Raw genomic sequence first — 20,501 nt, forward strand, 5'->3', positions numbered from 1 at the left:
TCGGATCCCGCCCCGTCCGGGCGCGCCTCCACCACCCCCCCCCTCCCCGGACCCCCCCCCCCCCCCCCCCCCCCCGGCGGCGGGGCGGGGGGGGGGGGGCCCCCCCGGGGCCGCCCCCCCCCCACCCCCGTGTCACTCCATGGGCTCCAGGAACTCGAGCCGGTTGCCGACGGGGTCCTCGGAGAAGAAGCGGCGGTGGCCCGGCAGCCCGTCGTCCCAGACGACCGGGCCGCCGTGTCTCTCCACCCGGGCCGCGAACGCGTCGATCCCGCTGACTCTGAGCCCGGGATGCGCCTTGCGCGCGGGCCGGAAACCGGCTTCGACTCCCACGTGCAGCTGGACGGGCCCGGCGGCGAACCAGCAGCCGCCCCGGGCGGCGAGCGCGGGCGGCTTCGGGATCTCGGTCATCCCGAGCACGCCTTCGTAGTACGCGCGCAGCAGCGGCTCGCTGCCGGCCGGAGCGGCCAGCTGGACGTGATCGATGGCCCTTAACATCAGGCGGTGGCCTTCCTGGCGACGGCGAAGATCCTGCGGAACGGGAACAAGGTGCCGTGCGGACCCGGCGGATAGGCCTCGCGCAGCCGTTCGCGGTACTGGGCGAGGAAGGCGTCGGCGGCCTCCTGGTCGTCCCGCAGCGCGGTGAGCACGGGCCGGAGGGCGGTGCCCTTGACCCAGTCGAGGACCGGGTCCTCGCCGGCGAGCATCTGGTGGTACGTCGTCTCCCAGACGTCCGTCTCGCAGCCGAGGTCGGTGAGCCGCTGGAGGTAGGCGCCCGGGTCCAGGATGTGGACGAAGCGCCGGCCCTGGTCGCCGACGCGGTCGCGCCACTCGGGGCTCTCGCACAGCTCGCCGAGCAGGGCGTGGCTGGGCGAGGTGAAGTTGCCGGGCACCTGGAAGGCGAAGGTGCCGCCGGGCCGCAGTCCGTCGATCCAGAGGGCGAAGGACTCGGGATGGTTGGGGACCCATTGCAGGGCCGCGTTGGACACGATGAGGTCGTACGGCTCGTCGGGCGTCCAGTGGGCCGCGTCGGCCGGCCGGAAGTCGAGCCAGCCGCCGCCGGCGGTGGTGCCCGCCCAGTCCTTCTCGGCCCGCTCCAGCATCTCGGGCGAGAGGTCGTAGCCGGTGATGTGGGCGCCGGGCCAGCGGTCGGCGAGGAGAGCGGTGACGTTGCCCGGTCCGCAGCCGAGGTCGGCGATGCGGGCGGGGTGGTTCGGCAGCTGCGGTATTCGGGCGAGCAGATCGAGGAACGGCCTGGTGCGGTGGCCGGAATGGCGGAGGTACTGCTGTGGGTCCCACGTCGGTGCGGCGGAGTCCACGGAATACATGTTCGAAGCCCCCTTGCTGGAACGAGTTGCCGAAGCGGAACGGAGTTCCGGCCCGGTCCCTTCCCCATAGTCAAGAAGACTATATCTCTACGTCAAGATACTTGATGTCAAGAAACTCAAACCCAAGAGACTTTATGTCAACAGACCCTCTACACTGATCGCCATGGAGGACGAGGTCGACCGACTGGTCGCTGCATGGCGCCGCGAGCGCCCGGACCTCGACGTGGAACCGCTCGAGGTGCTCAGCCGTGTCTCACGGCTGGCCCGCCACCTCGACCGCGCCCGTCGACTCGCCTTCTCCGAGCATCAGCTCGAGCCCTGGGAGTTCGACGTCCTGACGTCGCTGCGCCGGGCCGGCGCGCCCTACCAGCTCTCGCCCGGCCAGCTCCTCACCCAGACCCTGGTCACCTCCGGCACCATGACCAACCGCATCGACCGGCTCGCCAAGAAGGGCCTGGTCGAACGGCTCCCGGACCCCAGCGACCGGCGCGGAGTCCTGGTCCGCCTCACGCCCGAGGGGCGCGACCGCGCCGACCAGGCGCTCGCCGGGCTGCTCACCCAGGAGCGGGCCATCCTGTCCCGCCTCTCCCGCGGCGAACGCGGCGAACTGGCGGCCCTGCTACGCCAGTTGACCGCCCCGTTCGACAACATCCCCGGCTGAGGCGAGCGCTGGGCCGGCCGGCTCGTCGGCCGGGCCGACACCGGCCCGGCGGGCCAGCGCCACCGCCGCCAGTGTCGAGTGCACGCCCAGCTTCCCCAGCACGTTCTGCATGTGCGTGCGCACCGTGTGCGGCGACAGGAAGAGCCTTTCGGCCACGGCCTTCCGGCCGAGCCCGGCCACCATGCAGCGCAGCACCTCGCGCTCCCGCGGCGTCAGCGACTCCACCAGCCGCTCGCTCTCCGTACGGTGCCTGCGGGCCTCCGTCAGCTCCCGCAGCACGCCCGTGAGCAGCGCGGGCGGCAGATGCGTCTCGTCCCGCAGCACACCCCGTACGACCGCCAGCAGCCGCTGCAGCGAACAGTCCTTGGCCACCCAGCCCGAGGCGCCCGCCTGCAGCGCCAGCGCCGCACGGTGGGCCTCGTCCTTCTCGGCGAGCACCACGGCCCGCAGCCCCGGCCTGCCCTCGCGCAGCTGCGCCACCAGCGCCACGCCGTCCGCCCCGCCCAGCTCGGCGGCCATCAGGACCACGTCGAAGCGCCGGCCCTCGGCGACGGCCCGGTCCAGACAGCGCACGGCGGCCGGCCCGCTGCCCGCGGCGGCCACGTCGACATCGGGCTCGGCCGCCAGGGCAGCGGCCAGCGACTCGGCGAAGACGCGGTGGTCGTCCACCACGAGAACCCGGATACGGGCCACGGAACCCCCAAGTGGTCGAGGAACGCCCCGGCGCGGGCACGGCACTTCGGGAGCGGGTCCGTCGCACGGCCGCCGCCGTGCTCTGACAGTTACCCCGCCCCGGGTGCCGTACCCGGCCGGTCTCGATACCCCTGATCAGCACCGGCCCCCACCGGCACTGCGCACCAGAGTAGGGGTCAAGTCCGCCCGCCGCGGCAAAACGCGGATGTCCACGGCCCGTTGGAGTGAAGCCGGCCCGTCGGCCCGACGGCCGGCGCCGTGAAGCGGGCCGGCCGCCGGGTCACGACAGGCGACGGGCACCCGGCGCCGGAACGGCCGGGAAGACGCGCGGAGGCGCGAACGCGGCCGTCTCGAACGCGTGCGTCACCGCCTTCGCGACGGCGTCGGCGCGCGCGTCCTCCACGAGGACGACGGCGGAGCCGCCGAAGCCGCCGCCCGTCATGCGGGCGCCCAGCGCCCCGGCTTCGTTCGCCGCCTCGACCGCGAGGTCGAGCTCCGCGCAGGACACCCGCAGGTCGTCACGGAGCGAGGCGTGGCCCTCGGTCAGGACCGCGCCGACGCCCCGCACGTCGCCCGCGTCGAGCAGCGCGAGCGTGCGGGCCACCCGCTCGTTGTCGGTGACGACGTGCCGGACATAGCGGCGAACCGTTTCGTCGCTCAAACGCCCGAGGGCGTCGGACAGGTGCGCCGCGCTCACCTCGCGCAGCGCGCGCACACCGAGCGCCCGCGCACCCGCCTCGCACCCGGCGCGCCGCTCGGCGTACGCGCCGTCGCCGAGCGCGTGCGAGACGCGCGTGTCGACGACGAGCAGCCGCAGCCCGACGGCCGCGAGGTCGAACGGCACCTGCCGGTACGACAGATCGCGGGTGTCCAGGTGCAGCGCATGGCCCTCGGTGGCGCACGCGGAGGCCATCTGGTCCATGACGCCGCACGGCACGCCGACGAACGCGTTCTCGGCCCTCTGGGCGAGCACGGCGAGCTCCGGCCGGGACAGGCCGAGACCGAACAGGTCGTTCAGGGCGAGCGCCGTCACGACCTCCAGGGCCGCCGAGGACGAGAGCCCGGCCCCGGTCGGCACGGTCGAGGCGAGGTGGACGTCGGCACCGGTCACCCGGTGCCCGGCCTCCCGCAGCGCCCAGACCACACCGGCCGGATACGCGGCCCAGCCGGGCACGCCGCCCGGCGTGAGCGCCGCCACGTCGAGCCGTACGACACCGTCCGGCACGTCACGGGAGTGCAGCCGCAGCACGCCGTCGTCCCGGCGGGAGACGGCGGCGACGGCCGTGTGCGGCAGGGCCAGCGGCAGCACGAAGCCCTCGTTGAAGTCGGTGTACTCCCCGATCAGGTTGACCCGGCCGGGCGCGGCCCAGACCCCTTCGGGCCCGGCCCCGTACAGCTCACCGAACTCCGCCGCGACACCGCTCATCCGCCGTCCCCGCTCCTTCTTCGCGCTCTTCGCGCTACTGCTTCTTCTTCTGCTGCTCCTGGGCGAAGGCCCAGGCGTCCTCGACGATGGCCGCCAGGTCCGGGCGCGACGGCGTCCAGCCGAGCCGCTCGCGCGCGGAGTCGGCGGAGGCGACGAGCACGGCCGGGTCGCCGGCCCGGCGCGCGGCCATGACCTCGGGCACCGGGTGGCCGGTGACCTTGCGGACGGTCTCGACGACCTCCCGCACGGAGAAGCCGTTGCCGTTGCCGAGGTTGCAGATCAGGTGCTCGCCCGCGGTCATCGCGTCGAGCGCCTTCAGGTGGGCCTCGGCGAGGTCGGCGACGTGGATGTAGTCGCGGACGCAGGTGCCGTCGGGCGTCGGGTAGTCGTCGCCGTAGACGTTGATCGCGTCGCGCTGCCCGAGGGCCACCTGCAGCACCAGCGGGATGAGGTGCGACTCGGGGTCGTGGCGCTCGCCGCACGTGCCGTAGGCGCCGGCCACGTTGAAGTAGCGCAGCGACACCGCGGCGAGGCCGTGCGCGGCGCACTCGCCGCTGATCATGTGGTCGACGGCGAGCTTGGTCGCGCCGTACGGGTTGGTCGGCGCGGTGGGCGCGGACTCCGTGATCGGCACGGTCTCCGGCTCGCCGTAGGTGGCGGCGGTGGAGGAGAAGACCAGCTTGCGCACGCCCGCCGCGCGCATCGCGGCGATCAGCGCCATGGTGCCGCCGACGTTGTTGTCCCAGTACTTCTCGGGCTGGGCGACGGACTCGCCGACCTGCGAGAAGGCGGCGAAGTGCAGGACGCCGTCGTAGGAGGAGTCGAGCCAGTTCGCGGCGTCCTGGATGCGGCCCTCGATGAACGCGGCCCCGGCGGGCACGCCCTCGCGGAAGCCGGTGGAGAGGTCGTCGAGGACGGTGACCTCGTGTCCCGCCTCCAGGAGGTGGGCGGCGACCGTGCTGCCCACATAGCCGGCTCCACCGGTCACCAGGTACTTGAAAGTCACGCGCTCTTCACCTCTCGGAGTCTGTCGGCCGCGGACTCCGGAGAGACGTCGTTCATGAAGGCGCCCATGCCGGATTCGGTGCCCGCGAGGTACTTCAGCTTGCCAGAGGCCCGGCGGACGGTGAAAAGCTCCAGGTGCAGCGCGAACTCGTCCCGGTCGGCGTGGGTGGCCGGCGCCTGGTGCCAGGCGGCGATGTAGGGCGTCGGCGGCTCGTCCGTACCGAAGATCCGGTCGAAGCGCCGCAGCAGTTCCCGATACATCCGCGGGAACTCGGCGCGCGCGTCCGGGCCGAGCGCGGTGAGGTCGGCCACCCGCCGGTGCGGGTAGAGGTGGACCTCGTACGGCCAGCGGGCGGCGTACGGCACGAAGGCGGTCCAGTGCTCCCCGGCCAGCACCACCCGCTCGCCCTTCCGCTCCTCCTCCAGGCGGTCCTCGAAGAGGTTGCGCCCGGTGCGGGCGCGGTGGGCGGCGGCGTTGCGCAGCATGGTGGCGGTGCGCGGGGTGGCGAAGGGGAAGGCGTAGATCTGGCCGTGCGGGTGGGCGAGGGTGACGCCGATCTCGGCGCCGCGGTTCTCGAAGCAGTAGACCTGCTCGACGCCGTCGCGGGCGGAGAGTTCGGCGGTGCGGTCGGTCCAGGCGTCGAGGACGAGGGCGGCCCGCTCCTCGCTCAGGTCGGCGAAGGAGGCCTGGTGGTCGGAGGTGAAGCAGACGACCTCGCAGCGGCCGTTGGCGCCGGACAGCGAAGGGAAGCGGTTCTCGAAGACCACGACCTCGTAGTCGTGGGCCGGGATCTCGCTGTGCCGGCCGGTGGTGGAGGGGCACAGCGGGCAGGCGTCGGCGGGCGGGTGGTAGGTGCGGCCCTGGCGGTGGGAGGCGATGGCGACGTGCTCGCCGAGGAGCGGGTCGTGGCGGATCTCGGAGGCGGAGACGACGGGTTCGAGCGGCCGGCGGTCGACGGCGTCGCGCCCGGCGCCGTCGTGCGTGTCGAAGTAGATGAGCTCGCGGCCGTCGGCGAGGTGGGTGACGGTCTTCTTCACGGCGGGCGGCCTCCAGCAGCCTCATCCAACAGAACCACCCATAAAAAACCACAATCAAACATCACTGGTCAACACTCGGCAGCCCGCCACCACCTCAAGGAAGTACGGCCCGGGCGCCCGTGCGGACCAGGAGCGCTGGGGGCGAGCGGGGCGGAGACGGCCTAGCCGCGCTGCACCGGCACCCGGTCCAGCAGTCCCGTCCGCGCCGCCAGCGCCGCCGCCTCCAGCCGCGAACCCACGCCCAGCTTCATCAGCACCCGCTGCACATGCGTGCGCGCCGTGCTCGGCGCGATGGCCATGCCGGCCGCGATCAGCCGGGTGTCCTCGCCCTCCGCGACCCGGACCAGTACCTCCGCCTCGCGCGGCGTGAGCAGCCGCAGCAGCAGCTGCCCCTCGTCGTCGGGCTGCGCGGCCGGGTTCAGCAGCTCCGCGAACGCGCCCTGGATCAGCTGCGGCGCCACCGCCGCCTCGCCCGCCCGGGCCTTCACAAGTGCGCGCTCGACGCCCTCGATCCGCTCGTCGTGCCGCACGTATCCCGAGGCCCCGGCCGCGAAGGCGGCCGCGATCCCGCGCGGCGAGGGCACCGGACCGAGCACCACGACCGCCACCTGCGGCCGCTCCCGCTTGATCCGTACGACCGGGTCGAAGGCGCCCGGCTCGGCCGGCGCGGCCGTGCCGAGCAGGCAGACCTCCGGCGCGCGGCTCACCACCAGCTCCGCGGCGCCCGCCACCGGCGCCGTCGCGGCGAGCACCCGGTGCCCGCGCAGCTTCAGCGCCGAGGCCAGCGCCTCCGCGTGCAGTCGGTGGTCGTCGACCACCATGAGCCGAACGCCCATCGGTCCTCCCCCATCTCCGGGCAGGCCTTCCCCAGGCCGCCCTGCTGCCCGGCAAGCTACACACTCCCCCGCCCCGCTTTGCCCCAATCGCACGTGGGGCCCCTCCAAAGGGAGGGGCCCCACGAGTGAACGCCGTCCGCCGCGGCGGGCGGGCGGGCGGGTCAGCCCGCGGTGGTGAAGCCCACCGCCAGGTAGCGCTTGCCGTACGAGGACGTGGACGCCGTCGTCTTGCTCACCAGCGTCTCGGCGACGAAGAAGTGCCCGTTCGCGTACTGGAACTCGGCGCCGGTCTGGCTGAAGCTGGTCTCGGCGTCGCGGTTGGCCTTGTCGCCCGGGTTCTCCATCAGCAGCGTCGACTTCATCGTGCCGCCGTCGATGGAGACGATCTGCCCGCCGCGGTCGTAGGGCGGCCACTTGTAGGCGATCAGGTTGCCGCCGTCCATGCGCAGCGGCATCAGCGTGTAGCGGTCGCCCGCGTCCGCCTTCTCCGGCGCCGACTGGCCGGTGGCCAGGTCGAAGGCGACGATCTCGTTGGTCTCGTCGCCGTACTCGCCGGTGCTGCCCTCGTGCTCCTCGGTGGGCACGTAGAGCCGGCCGTTGCCGACGAGGACCTGGGAGCAGCCCTCGACCTTGGTCGAGCGGCAGCGGGCCGCGTAGCGGTCCGCGTCCGCCGTGATCTTCGCCTTCAGCTTGCCGGTCTTCTCGTCGATGGAGAAGAAGTCGGAGATGTTGCTGCCGTCACCGGCGGTGTCGCCGACGTCGGCCGCGACGACCAGCGGCTTGGTGGAGACGACCGACGCGTAGTCGACGCCCGAGGGCATCTTGAACTGGGCCAGCGGCCGGCCGGACATCGGGTCGAGGTTCTGGATCGTGACCGTCGGGCTGTCGTAGGAACCGCACTTGCGCACCGCGACGAGGCCGCCCTCGCCGCCGCCGTAGCCCAGGTCGTCGCAGTTGTCGGCGTTGGGCTGGGGCTTCCAGCGCACGTTGCCGTTGGCCACGTCGAAGGCCGCGCCGCCGTCGAGGCCGCCGGCCGCGACGGTCCGGTCGTGCAGGGTGATCTCGCTGAAGCGGACCTTGGCGTCGCCGCCGTTGCCGCCGGTGACCGAGGTCTGCCACACCAGCTTGCCGGTGGTGAGGTCGAGCAGGCCGACCTCGGTGCACGGCTGGTAGTAGCGCGGCGCGACCCGCTTGGTCGCCTCGAACAGGATCGGCACCTTGTGGTCGGCGGTGGTGTGCCGGGAGGTGCCGCAGACCTGGCCGGTCAGGGGCAGGGTCCACAGGACCGTGCCCTTGTTCAGGTCGTAGCCGACGACCGAGTTGACGCCCGTCTTCACGTACGCCGTGTCGGTGATCCAGGAGCCGCCCAGGTCGGTGACGTCGGGCACGGTCGGCAGCTGGAGCTGGAAGGCCATCTTGGACTTCGGGTTGGCCGGCGGCTTCTCCTTGCCGCCACCGCCGATGCCGGCCGAGCCGCCGTCCTTGCCGCCGTCGCCGCCGGTCCCGCCGGAGGTGCCCTTGGCGGTGTCGTCCTTGCCGCCGTCGTCACCGGAGTTGGCGTACCACAGGCCGCCGCCGATCAGCAGCACGACGGCCACGACCGCCGCGATGACGATCTGCATCTGCGCGGACAGCTTCTTACCGCCGCCGGCGGCCGGCACCGGCGGCGCCTGCTGGAACTGCGGCTGGGTCGGATACCCGTACGGCTGCTGGGGCTGCTGCGGGTAGCCGTACTGCGGCTGCTGCGCCGGCTGTCCCATCGGCTGGGTCGGCGGCTGCGCCGGGTAGCCGTACGGCGGCTGCTGCCCGGGCTGGCCCACCGGCTGCGTCGGCGGCTGGGCCGGCGGCTGCGGGGGCTGCTGGGGCTGCTGGTGGGGCTGCTGGGGCTGCTGCGGATAGCCGTAAGGCGGCTGGGCCGGCGGCGGCGTGGGTGCGCCGAACCCGCCCGGCGGCGGGTCCTGCGGCGCACCGAAACCGCCCTGCGGAGTCCCCGGTGGAGGCCCCGGCGGCTGGTTCGGCGGCGGTGGCGGCTGCGTCATGACGTGGGCACCTCTGCGGTGTCGAAGGGCGGTCGGGGCGTCACTTGCCGTACGCCATCATCGTCTTGGTCTCCTTCTCCGCCTTGTCGTTGGAGGCGGAGACCCGGCCGGCCGCGATCACGAACGTGCCGTTGGAGTACGCGTACCCGGCGTCGAAGAACGAGCTCTCCAGCGACGTGACCGCCGCCTGGCCCTTGAGCAGCACCTTGGGCGCGCCACCCGTCGGGGCGAGCGTCGCGACCGCGCTGCCCGCGTCGTACTTGGGCTCGATGTAGAGCAGCACCTCGGAGCCCTCCATGCGCAGCGGGATCATGCTCTGCTCACCGGGCGACTTGGCACGCCACTTCTGCTTGCCGGTGTTGAGGTCGAAGGCGACGACCTCGTTGGGCGTGCCGTAGGAGGTCTCGGTCGCCATGTAGAAGGTGTTGGCGTCGGCGGCGACACCGGTGCAACCCTGGAGGTTCTTGCCGAAGACGACGAAGGATCCGCCGCACTTCGGGGCGAACTTGTCCGTACCGCCGCCCTGGATCTGCGAGCGCAGCTTGCCGGCCGGCGTGAGGGAGAAGATGCCCCACTTCTTCTGCTCGCGCTGGTTCATGGAGACGACCAGCGGGTCGACGGAGTAGACCCGGTCGACCTCCCAGGTGGCCGGGAGCTTGTAGCTCCACTTCGGCTTGCCGGTGGTGGGGTCGACCTCGCTGATCTCGTGCTGTTCCTTGTTCACGTCGCCCGTGGGGCACTGCGAGGCGGCGATCAGCTTGCTGCCGCCCGCGTACGCGTAGGGCTTGCAGCCGCTGGTCGGCGAGGTGAAGAGCTGCTTGCCGTCGGCGACGGAGAAGCCGTACGCCGAGCTGGAGCCGGACGCGGTCACCGTGTTGCCGCTGATGGCGAGGGTGTTGTCGGAGAAGGCGAAGAGGCCGGTCGGCTTGGGGATGGCCTTCTTCCAGCCCGTCTTGCCGGTCTTGAGGTCGACCTGCTGCATCTGGAGGCACTTGGCGCGGTCGCCGGCGCTGTCCTCGTAGCCGAAGACCATGACGCCGTCGGCGTTCGGCTCCGGCGGCGCGGCACACAGCTTGTAGGGCACGTCGATGTGCCACTTGCTGGAGCCGTCGGACAGGCTGTAGCCGTCGATGCTCTTGTACATGGCCTTGACGACGGTGTCGCCGACGATCCACGGGCCGTACACGTCGGAGCCGTTGCGCGGCAGGTCGACGTTGTTCATCAGGAGCCAGTTGATCTTGGCTTCGCCGTCGGCGCGCTGCGCGTTGAGGTCGCCCTCGTCGCCGTTGCCGCCGTCGCCCTCGCCGTTGCCCTGGTCGACGGACGCGGTGGGCTTCGGCCCCGTGGTGGCGGAGTTGGAGGGCTTGGCGACCGGGTCCTTGTCGTCGCCGCCGCCGAACGCGAACCAGGCGCCGCCGCCGACGAGCAGCAGACCGGCGACGGCCGCGGCGATGATCGCGCCGGGCTTGCCCTTGAACGGGTTCTTGCCGCCGCCGCCCGGGGCGGGCGCCGGCGCCATGGGCGTGGCCGGGTAGCCGCCGTAAGGGTTCTGCTGGCCGTAGGGGCCGGGCTGCTGGGCGTACGGGCCGGGCGCCTGCTGCGGATAGCCGTAGGGGCCCGGCTGGGCGGGCGCCTGCTGCGGATAGCCGTACGGGCCGGGCTGGGCGGGCGGAGCCTGCGGCGGCGACTGCGGCGCGCCTTGCGGAGGCACCGGCGGCGCCTGCGGCGGAACGGGCGGAGCCTGCGGCGGCATCGGCGGAACCGGAGGCACGTTGCCCTGGTTCGCGCCGGGCGCGTTCGGATCGGGCGCGCCGAAGCCTCCCGGCGGCTGGTTGCTGGGCGGCTGGGTCATCAGCGCTTCCCCCTTGATGTGAGCGGGTTTTCTTTCTACCACTCACGGCTTGGCGCAAAAGTGACCGGTCCGTCCCTTGTACCCAAGGGAGGACCGGCCCGTGATGCCCTCGTTACGCGTCCTCTACGACATCTCTACGCGTCTTCGGCGAGTTCGAGCCAGCGCATCTCCAACTCCTCGCGCTCACCCGCGAGTTCGCGCAGCTCGGCGTCCAGCTTCGCCACCTTCTCGAAGTCGGTGGCGTGTTCGGCGATCTGGGCGTGCAGCTTGGTCTCCTTCTCGGAGAGCTTGTCGAGCTGCCGCTCGACCTTCTGCAGCTCCTTCTTCGCGGCGCGGGCGTCGGCGGCCGACTTCTCCTTGACCGGGGCGGGCGCCGGCGCCGGGGCGGCGGCCTCGATCATCTTCTGCCGCCGCTCCAGATACTCGTCGATGCCGCGCGGCAGCATCCGCAGGGTCTGGTCGCCGAGCAGCGCGAAGGTGCGGTCGGTGGTGCGCTCGATGAAGAACCGGTCGTGGGAGATGACGATCATCGAGCCGGGCCAGCCGTCGAGGAGGTCCTCCAGCTGGGTGAGGGTCTCGATGTCGAGGTCGTTGGTGGGCTCGTCGAGGAAGAGCACGTTGGGCTCGTCCATGAGGAGCCGCAGCAGCTGGAGCCGGCGCCGCTCGCCGCCGGACAGGTCGCCGACCGGCGTCCACTGCTTCTCCTTGGAGAAGCCGAACTGCTCGCACAGCTGGCCGGCCGTCATCTCCCGGCCCTTGCCGAGGTCGACCCGGTCGCGGATCTGCTGCACGGCCTCCAGGACGCGCAGCTGGGCGGGGAGTTCGGTGACGTCCTGGGAGAGGTAGGCGAGCCGGACGGTCTTGCCGACGACGATGCGGCCCGCGGCGGGCTGGATGTCCCCGTCGGTGACGGCGGCATCGGCCAGGGCGCGCAGGAGCGAGGTCTTGCCGGCGCCGTTGACGCCGACCAGACCGACGCGGTCGCCGGGGCCGAGCTGCCAGGTGAGGTGCTTGAGCAGGCTCTTCGGACCGGCGGTGACGCTGACGTCCTCGAGGTCGAAGACCGTCTTGCCGAGGCGGGCGTTGGCGAACTTCATCAGCTCGCTGGTGTCGCGGGGCTCCGGCACGTCGGCGATGAGCGCGTTGGCGGCCTCGATGCGGAAGCGCGGCTTGGAGGTGCGGGCCGGCGCGCCGCGGCGCAGCCAGGCGAGCTCCTTGCGGACCAGGTTCTGGCGCTTGACCTCCTCGGTGGCGGCGATCCGCTCCCGCTCGGCGCGGGCGAAGACGTAGTCGGAGTAGCCGCCCTCGTACTCGTACACGCTGCCGCGCTGCACGTCCCACATGCGGGTGCAGACCTGGTCGAGGAACCAGCGGTCGTGGGTGACGCAGACGAGCGCGGAGCGGCGGGCCTGGAGGTGGCCGGCCAGCCAGGCGATGCCCTCGACGTCGAGGTGGTTGGTGGGCTCGTCGAGGACGATCAGGTCCTGGTCCTCGATGAGCAGCTTGGCCAGCGCGATGCGCCGCCGCTCGCCGCCGGACAGCGGGCCGATGACGGTGTCGAGGCCCTGCTCGAAGCCGGGCAGGTCGAGCCCGCCGAACAGGCCGGTGAGCACGTCACGGATCTTGGCGCTGCCCGCCCACTCGTGGTCGGCCATGACGCCGATGACCTCGTGCCGGATGGTGGCCTTCGGGTCGAGCGAGTCGTGCTGCGTGAGCACGCCGAGCCGCAGTCCGCCGCTGTGCGTGACGCGGCCGGTGTCGGCCTCCTCCAGCTTGGCCAGCATGCGGATGAGGGTGGTCTTGCCGTCGCCGTTCCGCCCGACGACGCCGATCCGGTCCCCCTCGGAGACGCCGAGGGACACCCCGTCGAGCAGGGCACGGGTGCCGTACACCTTGCTGACGGACTCGACATTGACCAGGTTGACGGCCATTTCACTCCTGTACCGGGGGATCGATCGACTCCAGGGTAGACGGGCGGGACGGGTGGGATAGCGTGCGGTGATTCGTTCGCGAGTGCGACGACGGGGACGGGGACTTCGATGACCGGATCGGCATGGGCGCGCTTCCGCGAGCACCGGTGGCTGCCGCAGGCGACGGTCGCGGTGCTGGCGGCGGCGGTGATCGCGGGTTTCGTGCTGGTGCGGGCCGAGCGCCGGGAATGGAACAACGAGGACGCGCTGGCGCGGGCCTGCGGCGGAGTGCTGCCGCGGGAGGCGGTGCGCGGGCTGCTGCCGGACGACGAGTGGTGGCGGGTGCGGGCCGCGCCGGGACCGCGCGACCTGACGGACTGCGGTGTGGGCGGCGAGGAGGGCGCGGCGCTGCGGGTGACGGCGGTGCCGGTGCTCGACGCCCCGCTGAAGGGCGTACGGGTCGAGGACCTCACCGGCGATCCGTACGAGCGCGCGCCGGGCTGGTCCGAGGAGTACGAGCGGGCCGACGCGCAGACCGTGGTGGCCTGCCCGGCCGGTCTGCCCGGCGTGCCCCGGCCGGTGACGAGCTTCCGTGTCCACGGGACGCTGTCCGGCGACGAGGCCGGCGCGGACACGGTCGACGAGGTCGGCCTGGCGGTCGCCGCCGTCGCGAACCGGCTGCGCGAGCGGTACGGCTGCGGCGGCGCCCCGGTGCGGCCCGCCGACGTGCGCCCGGCGCCGCGCCCGGACGACGAGGCCGAGGACGCGGCCGGGAAGAAGGGCGAGGCGGAGGCCTGCGGCTGGTTCCGGCCCGCGTACCTCGGCGCCGGCTGGCGGCCGACCGGACAGCCGGCCGACGGCGCCGCCCACGCCTGGGCCCGGGCCTGCTGGACCGGTGCCCTGAAGGGCGCGCGGACGGTCGGCGTGACCTCGGCGAGCTGGTGGGGCGAGGTCCTGCCGGAGGCGCGGACCGCGTACGGGCGGGAGCTCGCCGCCCTGGACGCCGCCGCCGCCCCGCCGAAGAACGGGCGGACCGCCACGCTCGCCGCGTGGGCGGAGTCCCGGTGCGCCGGCGGCCCGGCCCTGCACCGGGTGAGCCTGACCGCCAAGGAGCCGGCCGGCCTGCCGGCGCAGGCGGACGCGCTGCTCCGGCGCTATCTGGACGCGGCCCACGGCTGCCGCGACACGAGGATCCTGGGAAAGGTGTGGAGTTGAGTCACCGGAGGCTGAAACTCACGGCGGCGGTCACGGCGGGCGCCGTGGTCGTGGCGGGCGGCCTGTTCTGGCTGTCGGGCGGCTGGGACGAGTGGCGCCACGACCGGGCCCTGGACTCGGCCTGCGACGGGACGCTGGCGGCGGAAGCGGTACGCGACCTGGTCGGCGGCGCGGAGGTGACCGCCGAGATCCGGCAGGACGACCACGGCATCCGCTGGTGGCAGTGCCGGGTCGGCGAGGTCGACGACGACGCGGACGGCCGCATCGACGTGCGCGTGACGGTGAGCGAGCTGGCGGACCGCTTCGCCGACGTGGAGGCGTCGGCCACCGACGCGCCGCTCGGCCACGGCTGGACCGGCGGCTTCGCCTTCGATCCCGACGCGGACTCCGACGACCGGGGCGAGGCGACCGCCTCGCTGTTCCTCGCCTGCGACAACGACAAGGCGGGCGACAGGACGGGGGGCACGGCGGGAGCCGAGGCGGGCGACGAGGCGGGCGACGAGGCGGGCGACGAGGCGGGCGGCGGGTTCGCCGCCGAGGCCAGCGCGCGGATCGACCGCGCCGCCGACTTCGGCCGCCCGGAGGCCCGGGCCGCCCTCGTCGGCGTGCTGACCCGGACGGCGGCCGCCTACGCCCGGCAGCAGGGCTGCGAGGTCACCGAGGGCACGCCGGTGCGGGAGGTCGGCGTCTCGGTGAACGCCTGGGACCACAGGCCCTTCGGCTCGGTCTCCGGCAGCTGCGCCGGCATCCTGGACGCCCCGACCGCCGCGCGCTGGGGCGTCCGTACGGCCGTCGAGACCCTCGCCGGCCCCAAGCCGCAGGAGGGCTGCACGCTCGGCGGCCTGAAGGGCGCCCCGCTCTACACCTTCACCGCCTCCTACGGCCCCGCCCTCCACCGCGTCGTCGAGGACCGCCTCGAAGACCTCCCGACGGCCGACGGGCCCACCGACGCCCCGGACGGCCGCTACGTCCTGTGGGCCGACTGCGCCCATGCCCCGACCCGCGCCGTCTACGAGGTCTCTCCCGCCGGCGACCGCCTGGCCCTGGACCAGCCCGCGCTGCGCGCCGCCTTGAAGTCCTTCGCCACGCGCTCGGCGAAGGCCCACGGCTGCACGCTCGGGAAGGCCCGAGGAGGCGCCTGAACTTTGTTCAAGTAGAGTGTGTCCATGGCCCGAAGCACGCTCACGCCCGACCAGATCGTCCGCGCCGCCATCGAGCTCCTCGACGAGGAGGGACTCGACGGCCTCAACATGCGCAGCCTCGGTGCCCGACTCGGCACCGCCGCCACCGCCGTCTACTGGCACATCAAGACCAAGGACGAGCTGGTCCGGCTGGCCGGCGACGCGGTGTGGACCGAGGTCGAACTGCCCGACCTCGACGCCATGGACTGGCGGGCCGCCGCCACGGCGATGGCCGGCAGCATGCACGCGATGCTCACCCGACATCCGTGGCTCGGCCAGGCCTTCGGCAGCCACCTGCTCTACGGGCCCGGCAAGTCCCGCCACGACGACCACAGCCTGGCCCTGTACGAGAAGGCGGGCTTCTCGCCCGCCGACGCCGACCGGGCCGCGGCCGCCGTCTTCGTCTACGTCCTCGGCAGCGCCCTCGGCGCGGCCGCCCAGGTCTCCCTCACCCGTCGCCTGAGCAAGAGCGGCGACCCCGAGAAGGAACTGGCCGACACCATGGCCGCCGCCGCCGAGGTCGCCAAGGCCTTCCCGCGCCTGCGCGCCCGCCTCGACGACCCGGCCGCGGCGACGTACACCGCGGGCCCCGACGACGCCTTCTCCTTCGGCCTGCGGGCCACCCTGGACGGCTTCGAGGCCGCGCTCGCGAAGAGCCGTTAGGAAGAACCGTCGGGAAGACCCGTCGGGAAGAGCCGTCGGGAAGAGCCTTGGGAAGAACCGTCAGGACCGGGGCCGGGGCCGGGGCCGGGAGCGGCCCGCCCGTTCCACCAGGAACCAGCCGGCGAGCGCCATCGCCACGGCCGCCGGCGCGGTGACCCGGACCGCGACCAGGGTCGCCGTGCGGCCCTCCAGGAGGCCGCCGAAGCCGGTCATCGACAGGCCGAGCACGCCGAACAGCGCGAGCGTGACGCCGACGGCGGCGACCGGACCGCCCGAGCCGGACGCCGGGGCGGGCGGCACCGGCCGCTCGGCGCGGCGGAAGACGGCGACCAGCACCGCGGTGAGGACGGCCGCGGCGGCGAGCCGCGGCGGGACCTGTGCCCACCAGGCCGCCGTTGCCGGTGCGGGCAGCCGGACGCCGAGGGCGAGCAGCATCCCGTACACGCCGAGCATCGCCGTCAGGTGCCACAGGAACGCGGTCATCGCGATGCCGTTCGCCGCGACCACCGCCCGCCACACCCGCGCCCGCGCCGCGAACCGCGCTCCCGCGCCCTTCAGGAGCTCCACCGCGCCGACCAGCCACAGGCCGTGGCAGAGCAGGGCGAGCGTGGGCGGGGCCATGTTGGAGACCTCCTCGCCCGGCATGCCGACCATGGACAGCGGATACGGCCCGAGGGCGACCAGCAGTCCCGCTCCCGCGAGGCCCGCGGCGGCGAGCAGCGCGGGGCGGCGGATCATGCCGTCCGCGCGCAGGAAGCCGAGCTGATGGACCGCCAGCCACACCAGCGCGAAGTTGAGGAACTCCACGTACGGCACGCCGGCCGCGAACCGCAGCACGTCCACCAGGACCGCACCCGCCGCGAGCGCGCCGAACGCGCCCCAGCCCCACCGTCCGTGCAGCCGCAGCAGCGGCGGCGTGAAGGCGACCATCGCGAGATAGATGCCGACGAACCACAGCGGCTGGGTGACGAGCCGCAGCGCCACCCCGGTCAGGCCCCGGTCCGCGCCGAGCAGCTGGACGGCGAGCGCGAGCACGCCCCACACGGCGATGAAGACCGTCGTCGGGCGCAGCAGCCGCTGCAGCCGGGCCCGCAGGAAGGCGGCGTACCGCGGGCGCGAACGGTGGGCGAGCGCGTGCGCGAAGCCTCCGACGAAGAAGAACACCGGCATGACCTGGAGGCCCCAGGTCAGGATCTGGAGGCCGGGCACGACGGCGAGCAGATTGCCGACCTGCCCGTCCGGCGTGACGGCGGCCATGAGCCAGTGGCCGAGCACGACCACCGCGAGCGAGGCGACCCGCAGCAGGTCGACGTAGCGGTCACGGGTCGCGGGCGTGGCGGCGGCGAGATCGCGGGCGCGGGCACCGACGGCACCCTTCCGCCGAAAGCCGCCTCGGCCGGTTGTGCCGGTTTCGCCGGTTTCGCCGTTCTCGGCGGTCTCGGCGATGCCACCGCCTCCACCGGATCCGCCGGCCCCTCCGCTGTCGTCGCGCTCTCCGCTGATTCCCATACGGGCACGGTGCCGCTCCCGTGCCCCGACCCGGCACCGCTCGGATACTCAACTCGCGTATGAGTACGGATGGCTGGCCCCGGTGCGCCGCGCGGGCGACCTCGCGGCCCGGGCTGCCGCACGGCCGGCCCCGCGGACCGTCATCTTCGTCTGGTGTCGCACCCTCACAAGGAGAGACCCATGACCCGCCTCCCCCTCCTCCCCCGACTGGCCCGCCTCCCCCGACTGGCCCGCCTCCCTCGTCTGGCCCGGCCGGCCACCGCGCTCGCGGCCGGCGCCGCCCTCGGCATGCTCGCCGCGGGACCCGCGTCCGCCGCCGATCCCACCGTGACGGATCCGCACGTCGTCGCCCACTTCGACTTCGGCGCCGGCGAGACACCCGAGAACATCGCCCTCGAACCGGACGGCTCCGCCGACATCACGCTCGCCTACGCGCACGAGGTCGTCCGCGTCGACCACCACGGCGACCGGGAGCCCGTCGCCGAACTGCCTCCCGTGGCGAACCCGCAGACGCCCAACATCGGCGCCGCCATCGCCACCGGCATCGCCCGCGCCCACGACGGCACGCTGTACGTCGCCTACGCCACCGGCACCGAGGAGACCGGCATCTGGCGCATCGCCACCGACGGCGCGCTGGAGCAGATCGCGCACCTGCCGGCCGACGGGCTGCCCAACGGCATCGCACTCGACGAGCGGTGCGGCGTCCTGTACGTCGCGGACTCGGCGCGCGGCGTGGTGTGGCGGGTGCCGGTGAACGGCGACGAGCCCACGGTGTGGGCCTCCGGGCCCGCCCTCGAGCCGTCCGCGGACCTGCCCTTCGGCGCCAACGGCCTCAAGATCCACGACGGCGCCGTCTGGGTGTCCAACACCGCCGCCTCGGCCCTGCTGCGCATCCCGGTCGGCCCCGGGCCCGACCATGCCGCCGGCCCGATCGAGACCCGGGCGACCGGGCTCGTCGGCATCGACGACTTCGCCTTCACCGGGCACAGCGACACGGTCCTCGCCGCGCTCGTCCTGGACAGCGAGCTGGAACTCGTCCGCCCCGACGGCAGCCACAAGACCGTCCTGACCGCGGCGGACGGTCTGTCCAACCCGACCTCCGTGGCGGTGCACGCCAAGAAGGTGTACGTGACCAGCGCGGGCTACTTCGTGCCGAACCCGGACCCGAACCTGCTGCTGGCCCGCATCTCGAAGAACAAGCTGTAGCCGGCCAGGGCTTAGGCCCGGTCGAGGACGGTGGCCCCGGCCGCCGGGGAGGTCGCCACCCGAGCCGTCCGGCAGGTGCCGGAGGCGATCAGGGCCGCGGCGACCGACTCGGCGGCCTCCGCGTCCTTCACCAGGAACGCGGTCGTCGGCCCCGAGCCGGACACCAGCGCGGCCAGCGCGCCGGCGTCGGTGCCGGTCGCGAGGGTCGCGGCGAGCGACGGCCGCAGGGAGAGCGCCGCGGCCTGGAGGTCGTTGGCGAGGGCGCCGGCGAGGGCGCCCGTGTCGCCGGTGCGCAGCGCGTCGAGCAGGGCCGGGGACGCCTCCGGATCGGGCACGGTCACGCCGTCGCCCAGCCGGTCGAACTCGCCGTACACCGCGGGCGTGGACAGACCGCCGTCGGCGACCGCGAACACCCAGTGGAAGGTGCCGCCGACCGGGAGCTCGGTCAGCCGCTCGCCGCGGCCGACGCCGAGGGCGGCGCCGCCGACGAGGCTGAAGGGCACGTCGCTGCCCAGCTCGGCGCAGATCTCCAGGAGTTCGGCGCGCGAGGAGTTCAGGCCCCACAGCGCGTCGCAGGCGAGCAGGGCGCCGGCGCCGTCGGCGCTGCCGCCCGCCATGCCGCCGGCCACCGGGATGTCCTTGGCGATGTGCAGGTGGACGTCGGGCGCGATGCCGTGCCGGGCGGCCAGGAGTTCGGCGGCCCGCGCGGCCAGGTTGGTGCGGTCGAGCGGCACCTGGTCGGCGTCGGGTCCCTCGCAGGTGACGGTCAGCGTCGCGGCGGGCGTCGCGGTGACCTCGTCGTGGAGGGACACGGCGAGGAAGACGTTGGCGAGGTCGTGGAACCCGTCGGGCCGGGCGCCGCCGACCGCGAGCTGCACGTTGACCTTGGCGGGCACGCGCACGGTGACGGCCCGGGACCGGCCGGCGGAGCCGGTGCGGGCGCCGGTGCCGGTGCGGGCGCCGGTGGTGTCCGTGTCTGCGAGCGCGTCCTCGTGACCCGTACCCGTGCTCACCGCTGTCCCGCTCCCTTGTTCTCGGCGATCCGCGCGAACTCCTCCACCGTCAGGGCCTCGCCCCGCGCCTGCGGCGAGATCCCGGCGGCCACCAGGGCCGCCTCGGCCGCCGCGGGCGAGCCCGCCCAGGTGGCGAGCGCGGCGCGCAGCGTCTTGCGGCGCTGGGCGAAGGCCGCGTCGACGACCGCGAACACCTCCTTGCGGGAGGCGCTGGTGGCCACGGGCTCGGTGCGCCGCACCAGGGAGACCAGACCGGAGTCGACGTTGGGCGCGGGCCAGAAGACGTTGCGGCCGATGGCGCCGGCCCGCTTGACCTCCGCGTACCAGTTGGCCTTCACCGACGGCACGCCGTACACCTTGTTGCCGGGCTGGGCGGCGAGCCGGTCGGCGACCTCGGACTGCACCATGACGAGCGTGCGCTCGATGCTCGGGAAGCGCTCCAGCATGTGCAGCAGCACGGGCACGGCGACGTTGTACGGCAGGTTGGCCACCAGGGCCGTCGGCGCCGGGCCCGGGAGCTCCTGGACGTGCATCGCGTCGGAGTGGACCAGCGCGAAGCGGTCCTTCTTCTCCGGCATGCGCGCGGCGATGGTGGCGGGCAGGGCGGCGGCCAGGATGTCGTCGATCTCGACGGCCGTCACGCGGTCCGCGGCCTCCAGGAGCGCGAGGGTGAGGGACCCGAGCCCGGGGCCCACCTCCACGACCACGTCGTCGGGCCGGACCTCGGCCGTGCGGACGATCCGCCGCACGGTGTTGGCGTCGATGACGAAGTTCTGGCCCTTCTGCTTCGTGGGCCGCACGCCGAGTGCGGCGGCCAGCTCACGGATGTCGGCGGGGCCGAGGAGGGCGTCGGGGCCGTCGGGGCCAGTGGTGGTGCTCACCGCTACAGCCTAGGCCCTGTCGGCCGGTGCCCCAGCGGCCGGCCGCAC

At 73.7% G+C, this 20,501-nt stretch carries 18 protein-coding genes; 5 read left to right on the forward strand and 13 right to left on the reverse strand.

The features are described 5' to 3' along the window. Nucleotides 1-132: 132 nt before the first annotated feature. The gene (locus ACIGO8_RS29650) at nt 133-495 is read right to left on the reverse strand and encodes a VOC family protein (protein WP_399737046.1); all 363 of its coding nucleotides are present in this window, start codon (nt 493-495) and stop codon (nt 133-135) included. Next, nucleotides 495-1,325: a trans-aconitate 2-methyltransferase gene (locus tag ACIGO8_RS29655; RefSeq protein ID WP_399737048.1), complete on the reverse strand. Its 831-nt coding sequence runs from the start codon at nt 1,323-1,325 to the stop codon at nt 495-497. The genes ACIGO8_RS29650 and ACIGO8_RS29655 overlap by 1 nt, the downstream gene beginning before the upstream one ends. Nucleotides 1,326-1,488: 163 nt before the next feature. On the opposite strand from ACIGO8_RS29655, the gene ACIGO8_RS29660 reads away from it, so the two are divergent. After that, nucleotides 1,489-1,986: a MarR family winged helix-turn-helix transcriptional regulator gene (locus ACIGO8_RS29660; RefSeq protein WP_399737050.1), complete on the forward strand. Its 498-nt coding sequence runs from the start codon at nt 1,489-1,491 to the stop codon at nt 1,984-1,986. Here ACIGO8_RS29660 and ACIGO8_RS29665 read toward each other — a convergent pair. From ACIGO8_RS29665 to ACIGO8_RS29700, 8 genes are all read right to left on the reverse strand, one after another. Next, on the reverse strand, nt 1,945-2,679 hold the full coding sequence (locus ACIGO8_RS29665) for a LuxR C-terminal-related transcriptional regulator (protein ID WP_399737052.1): 735 nt from the start codon (nt 2,677-2,679) through the stop codon (nt 1,945-1,947). The two genes, ACIGO8_RS29660 and ACIGO8_RS29665, sit on opposite strands and share 42 nt — an antisense overlap. A gap of 280 nt (nt 2,680-2,959) precedes the next feature. Further along, entirely contained in the window at nt 2,960-4,105 is a 1,146-nt protein-coding gene (galK, locus tag ACIGO8_RS29670) for a galactokinase (RefSeq protein WP_399737054.1), read from the reverse strand. Between the two features lie 34 nt (nt 4,106-4,139). Then, nucleotides 4,140-5,111, reverse strand: coding sequence for a UDP-glucose 4-epimerase GalE (gene galE / locus ACIGO8_RS29675; RefSeq protein ID WP_399737056.1), 972 nt, complete (start codon nt 5,109-5,111; stop codon nt 4,140-4,142). After that, nucleotides 5,108-6,148: a galactose-1-phosphate uridylyltransferase gene (gene galT / locus ACIGO8_RS29680; RefSeq protein WP_399737058.1), complete on the reverse strand. Its 1,041-nt coding sequence runs from the start codon at nt 6,146-6,148 to the stop codon at nt 5,108-5,110. The genes galE and galT overlap by 4 nt, the downstream gene beginning before the upstream one ends. A gap of 161 nt (nt 6,149-6,309) precedes the next feature. Continuing rightward, nucleotides 6,310-6,984, reverse strand: coding sequence for a LuxR C-terminal-related transcriptional regulator (locus tag ACIGO8_RS29685; RefSeq protein WP_399737060.1), 675 nt, complete (start codon nt 6,982-6,984; stop codon nt 6,310-6,312). Nucleotides 6,985-7,145: 161 nt separating this feature from the next. After that, complete coding sequence (locus ACIGO8_RS29690) at nt 7,146-9,023, reverse strand: PQQ-binding-like beta-propeller repeat protein (RefSeq protein WP_399737062.1); 1,878 nt, start codon at nt 9,021-9,023, stop codon at nt 7,146-7,148. Between the two features lie 40 nt (nt 9,024-9,063). Next, nucleotides 9,064-10,875 carry a hypothetical protein gene (locus tag ACIGO8_RS29695; RefSeq protein ID WP_399737063.1) on the reverse strand — a complete coding sequence of 604 codons (1,812 nt, stop codon included), beginning with the start codon at nt 10,873-10,875 and terminating at the stop codon, nt 9,064-9,066. A gap of 134 nt (nt 10,876-11,009) precedes the next feature. Continuing rightward, nucleotides 11,010-12,806 (reverse strand): ABC-F family ATP-binding cassette domain-containing protein, encoded by a 1,797-nt coding sequence (locus tag ACIGO8_RS29700; protein ID WP_399737065.1) that lies wholly within the window; start codon nt 12,804-12,806, stop codon nt 11,010-11,012. 108 nt (nt 12,807-12,914) lie between these two features. Between ACIGO8_RS29700 and ACIGO8_RS29705 the strand changes: the two genes are divergently transcribed. Genes ACIGO8_RS29705 through ACIGO8_RS29715 form a run of 3 tightly spaced genes read left to right on the forward strand, consistent with a single transcriptional unit; the run spans nt 12,915 to nt 15,844 of the window. Continuing rightward, complete coding sequence (locus ACIGO8_RS29705) at nt 12,915-14,000, forward strand: hypothetical protein (RefSeq protein ID WP_399737067.1); 1,086 nt, start codon at nt 12,915-12,917, stop codon at nt 13,998-14,000. Beyond that, nucleotides 13,997-15,142, forward strand: coding sequence for a hypothetical protein (locus tag ACIGO8_RS29710; protein WP_399737069.1), 1,146 nt, complete (start codon nt 13,997-13,999; stop codon nt 15,140-15,142). The genes ACIGO8_RS29705 and ACIGO8_RS29710 overlap by 4 nt, the downstream gene beginning before the upstream one ends. A 24-nt stretch (nt 15,143-15,166) precedes the next feature. Then, on the forward strand, nt 15,167-15,844 hold the full coding sequence (locus ACIGO8_RS29715; RefSeq protein WP_399737071.1) for a TetR/AcrR family transcriptional regulator: 678 nt from the start codon (nt 15,167-15,169) through the stop codon (nt 15,842-15,844). Nucleotides 15,845-15,904: 60 nt separating this feature from the next. Here ACIGO8_RS29715 and ACIGO8_RS29720 read toward each other — a convergent pair whose 3' ends face one another. Beyond that, on the reverse strand, nt 15,905-17,353 hold the full coding sequence (locus tag ACIGO8_RS29720; RefSeq protein ID WP_399737073.1) for an acyltransferase: 1,449 nt from the start codon (nt 17,351-17,353) through the stop codon (nt 15,905-15,907). 180 nt (nt 17,354-17,533) lie between these two features. Between ACIGO8_RS29720 and ACIGO8_RS29725 the strand changes: the two genes are divergently transcribed. Next, a complete protein-coding gene (locus ACIGO8_RS29725; RefSeq protein WP_399737075.1) occupies nt 17,534-18,559 on the forward strand; it encodes a hypothetical protein in 1,026 nt (341 codons plus the stop codon). 11 nt (nt 18,560-18,570) lie between these two features. On the opposite strand, the gene ACIGO8_RS29730 is transcribed toward ACIGO8_RS29725, so the two are convergent. Both ACIGO8_RS29730 and rsmA read right to left on the reverse strand, forming a co-directional pair. Next, complete coding sequence (locus ACIGO8_RS29730; RefSeq protein WP_399737077.1) at nt 18,571-19,572, reverse strand: 4-(cytidine 5'-diphospho)-2-C-methyl-D-erythritol kinase; 1,002 nt, start codon at nt 19,570-19,572, stop codon at nt 18,571-18,573. Then, on the reverse strand, nt 19,569-20,453 hold the full coding sequence (gene rsmA / locus ACIGO8_RS29735; protein ID WP_399737079.1) for a 16S rRNA (adenine(1518)-N(6)/adenine(1519)-N(6))-dimethyltransferase RsmA: 885 nt from the start codon (nt 20,451-20,453) through the stop codon (nt 19,569-19,571). Before rsmA ends, ACIGO8_RS29730 begins: the two co-directional genes overlap by 4 nt. Between the last annotated feature and the right edge of the window lie 48 nt (nt 20,454-20,501).

The sequence above is a fragment of the Streptomyces sp. NPDC053493 genome (genome assembly GCF_044544825.1).
In the GTDB taxonomy this organism is placed as follows: Bacteria; Actinomycetota; Actinomycetes; order Streptomycetales; family Streptomycetaceae; genus Streptomyces.